Raw genomic sequence first — 3,319 nt, forward strand, 5'->3', positions numbered from 1 at the left:
GATGCGGCCGGTTTGGCATCTTTAACATCAACAACATGATATATTATGCTATTATTGGTTGCGGGAGTAGGATTTGAACCTACGACCTTCAGGTTATGAGCCTGACGAGCTACCTGGCTGCTCCATCCCGCGACGCTTTTTTGGGCTTTTGCCCTTATGGGCTTATTTAAGCCATGAGATCATGTTCCGGTGTCGCACGGTTTTGATCTTTTTCACCGCGACAGATTTGTCTGTTTTGGTGTTTTCCCCTTTTTTGAGCCGGGGCTTTTGAGGGGTATTTTTTTTGTTATCGTCTTGAGAGTTTTGTGGATTTTACTAGGTTTGGCGGTGACCTACTCTCCCAGGGCTTAAGCCCAAGTACCATCGGCGCGACAGTGCTTAACTTCCGGGTTCGGGATGGGACCGGGTGTTTCACTTGTGCTGTGGCCACCAAACCAAGAAAAATCCACGTCCGACGTCTTTGCGAAGCAAAGCGTTGAGTGGTCGGCAGCGTATTTGCGAAGCAAATGCGCGAGAGACCACCCAGATATTATGTCACGGAGCATTTGGCCCATGCGTAACATCTTTCGTCGGATGTACAATCAACTCGGTTGAATTTGGTTTCACAAATTCGACCTTATTCCAAGTCTTGTTTTGTTGGGGTTGTATGCTTTTGATTTGAAGTAACACTATCTGTTACTGGAACAAATCAAGCCTATCGGGCGATTAGTACCGGTCAACTGAACGCATTGCTGCGCTTACATCTCCGGCCTATTGACGAGGTGGTCTACCTCGGCCCTCAGGGATACCTTGTTTTGAGGGGGGCTTCCCGCTTAGATGCCTTCAGCGGTTATCCTTTCCGTTCATAGCTACCCAGCACTACCGTTGGCACGATAACTGGTCCACCAGTGGAACGTTCACCCCGGTCCTCTCGTACTAGGGGCAACTCCTCTCAAGTATCCTACACCCACGGCAGATAGGGACCGAACTGTCTCACGACGTTCTAAACCCAGCTCACGTACCTCTTTAAACGGCGAACAGCCGTACCCTTGGGACCTGCTCCAGCCCCAGGATGAGATGAGCCGACATCGAGGTGCCAAACACTGCCGTCGATATGGACTCTTGGGCAGTATCAGCCTGTTATCCCCGGCGTACCTTTTATCCGTTGAGCGATGGCCCTTCCACTCGGGACCACCGGATCACTATGGCCGACTTTCGTCTCTGCTCGACTTGTCAGTCTCGCAGTCAGGCAGGCTTTTGCCATTGCACTCAACGAGCGATTTCCGACCGCTCTGAGCCCACCTTCGCGCGCCTCCGTTACTCTTTAGGAGGCGACCGCCCCAGTCAAACTACCCGCCACGCAGGGTCCCGGATCCAGATAATGGACCGCGGTTAGGTATCAAGAGTGCGAAGGGTGGTATCTCAAAGGAGGCTCCACCGGGACTAGCGTTCCGGTTTCGATGCCTACCACCTATTCTGCACATCACAATCCTGATACCAGTGCGAAGCTGTAGTAAAGGTGCACGGGGTCTTTCCGTCTAACCGCGGGAAGCCTGCATCTTGACAGGCAATTCAATTTCGCTGAGTCGATGTTGGAGACAGCGGGGAAGTCGTTACGCCATTCGTGCAGGTCGGAACTTACCCGACAAGGAATTTCGCTACCTTAGGACCGTTATAGTTACGGCCGCCGTTTACCTGGGCTTCAATTCAAGGCTCTCACCTCTCCTTTTAACCTTCAGGCACCGGGCAGGCGTCAGACCCTATACGTCGTCTTGCGACTTCGCAGAGCCCTGTGTTTTTAATAAACAGTCGCCACCCCCTGGTTTGTGCCCCCAGCTCCAAGTTGCCTTGGAACCGGGCCTCCTTCTCGCGAACTTACGGAGGTATTTTGCCGAGTTCCTTCAACATCGTTCTCTCAAGCGCCTTGGTATTCTCTACCAGTCCACCTGTGTCGGTTTAGGGTACGATCTTATGATGGAGCTATTTCCAGGGACTGCTGAGCTGCCCATTCAATCCGATAAGGATGAACAACCTTTGCAATCCGTCACTACCATCTGGCCCAGGAATATTAACCTGGTTCCCATCGACTACGCCTTTCGGCCTCGCCTTAGGGGTCGGCTTACCCTGCTCAGATTAGCTTTAAGCAGGAACCCTTGGACTTTCGGCGAGAGTGTCTCTCACACTCTTTGTCGCTACTCATGTCATCATTCTCACTAGTGATCTCTCCACGGGATCGCTCACGCGCCCGCTTCATCGAAAGTTCCTTGCGTCTAAGACCTTCCGGAGAAGGTTAAAGACGCATGGAACTATGTCACACTACGCTCTGCTACCATGCACTATGTGCATCCTCGGCTTCGGCTCATGGCTTGAGCCCCGTTACATCTTCGCCGCAGGACGTCTTAATTAGACCAGTGAGCTGTTACGCTATCTTTAAAGGATGGCTGCTTCTAAGCCAACCTCCTGGTTGTTTTGGACATCCCACCTGCTTTCCCACTTAGCCATGAATTAGGGGCCTTAGCCGGAGGTCAGGGTTGTTTCCCTCTCCACTACGGACGTTAGCATCCGCAGTGTGTCTGCCATCTAGTACTCCCGGGTATTCGGAGTTTGGTTAGGATCAGTAAGCCTGTGGGGCCCCATTACCCATCCAGTGCTCTACCCCCCGGGGTATTCGGATGACGCTCTACCTAAATAGATTTCGCAGAGAACCAGCTATCTCCGAGTTTGATTGGCCTTTCACCCCTAGGCACAACTCATCCCGACCTTTTTCAACAGGTGTGGGTTCGGCCCTCCAGTGCGTGTTACCGCACCTTCAGCCTGGTCATGCCTAGATCACTCGGTTTCGGGTCTGATCCCACAAACTCATTCGCCCTATTAAGACTCGCTTTCGCTACGCCTACACCTAACGGCTTAAGCTTGCATGTGAGACCAAGTCGATGACCCATTATACAAAAGGTACGCTGTCAGATCGTAAAGATCCTCCAACTGATTGTAGGCGTTCGGTTTCAGGTACTGTTTCACTCCCCTCGTCGGGGTGCTTTTCACCTTTCCCTCACGGTACTGGTTCGCTATCGGTCAGTAAGGAGTACTTAGCCTTCGAAGGTGGTCCTCCGATCTTCAGACAGAATTTCACGTGTTCCGCCCTACTTAATACGTCCATCAGAGCTTCATATACGGGGCTATCACCCACTATGGCTGTGCTTCCCAACACATTCTATTCACTCATCAGGCTCGGCTGGTCCCCGTTCGCTCGCCGCTACTAGGGGAGTATCAATTGATTTCCTTTCCTCCGGGTACTTAGATGTTTCAGTTCCCCGGGTTTGCTCTTAAAGACCTATGTATT

General features: G+C 52.0%; 1 tRNA gene and 2 rRNA genes. All 3 read right to left on the reverse strand.

Annotated features, from left to right (window positions below):
• Positions 1–55: 55 nt before the first annotated feature.
• Positions 56–132 (reverse strand) — tRNA-Met (locus tag BLP79_RS19315).
• 187 nt (positions 133–319) lie between these two features.
• Positions 320–434 (reverse strand): 5S ribosomal RNA (rrf, locus tag BLP79_RS19320).
• Positions 435–684: 250 nt separating this feature from the next.
• Positions 685–3,319 (reverse strand): 23S ribosomal RNA (locus BLP79_RS19325); the annotation flags it as partial.

This window comes from Epibacterium ulvae (genome assembly GCF_900102795.1).
GTDB classification, from domain to species: Bacteria; Pseudomonadota; Alphaproteobacteria; order Rhodobacterales; family Rhodobacteraceae; genus Epibacterium; species Epibacterium ulvae.